Source organism: Bradyrhizobium uaiense, assembly GCF_010811875.1.
Lineage (GTDB): Bacteria > Pseudomonadota > Alphaproteobacteria > Rhizobiales > Xanthobacteraceae > Bradyrhizobium > Bradyrhizobium uaiense.
On the sequence record NZ_VKHP01000527.1, the window covers coordinates 1 to 887 of the forward strand.

General features: G+C 60.7%; 1 pseudogene. It reads left to right on the top strand.

The window, feature by feature from the left end:
• Nucleotides 1–32 precede the first annotated feature (32 nt).
• Nucleotides 33–748, top strand: a pseudogene (locus tag FNJ47_RS46265) (IS5 family transposase).
• The last annotated feature ends 139 nt before the right edge of the window (nucleotides 749–887 follow it).

An 887-nucleotide genomic window follows, 5' to 3' on the forward strand; every position in this document is an offset into this window, starting at 1 on the left:
GTTTGGTATTGAGCGACGCGGCGTGGGAGCGGATGGCGCCGTTGATCATAGGGCGGCCCGATCAGAAGGGCTCGACCGGGCGCGACAACCGAATGTTCGTTGAAGGAGTGCTGTGGATCGTGCGTACAGGGTCTCCCTGGCGCGATCTCCCGGAGGTCTTCGGCGATTGGAACAGCGTGTTCCGGCGCTTCAGCCGATGGAGCATCAAGGGTGTTTGGTGGCGGATCTTCGAGGCGATGTCCGATGATCCGGACTTCGAATATCTGATCGTCGATTCCACCATCGTTCGGGCGCATCAGCACGCCGCCGGCGCCAAAAAAGGGGGTCTGAAGATCAGGCGATCGGCCGCTCGCGCGGGGGCCTGAGCACCAAGATACATCTGGCCGTTCGAGGCTTGGGATGTCCGGTGCGGTTCACGCTGACCGCGGGTCAGAAGGGCGATGCACCGCAAGCCGCCGCATTGATCGAAGGCTTGTCCGCCGAGGTCGTCATGGCCGACGCCGCCTATGACGCCGATCACTTGCGCCAAGCCATCGCCGCCAAAGGCGCGCTCGCCGTCATTCCCAACAATCCGTCACGCGCGCTCAAATACCCACTCGACAAGCATCTCTACGCCCAGCGTCATCTCGTCGAATGCTGCTTCTCAAAGCTCAAGCAGTTCCGGCGTGTCGCAACCCGCTTCGAAAAGACGGCACGGAACTATCGCGCCGTCGTCACTCTCGCTGCCATTGTTCTATGGATGCGCTAGTGTCCACACCACCTAGTCTGACTGAGTCACAAAACCGCCGGCTAGAATCAATGATGGTTGCAGCATGGACCATTAGCCGATGAGGCCGACATGAGCGGGCGTGGCACGAAGACGAGCGAGAAGCGATTTGAGGCGTATT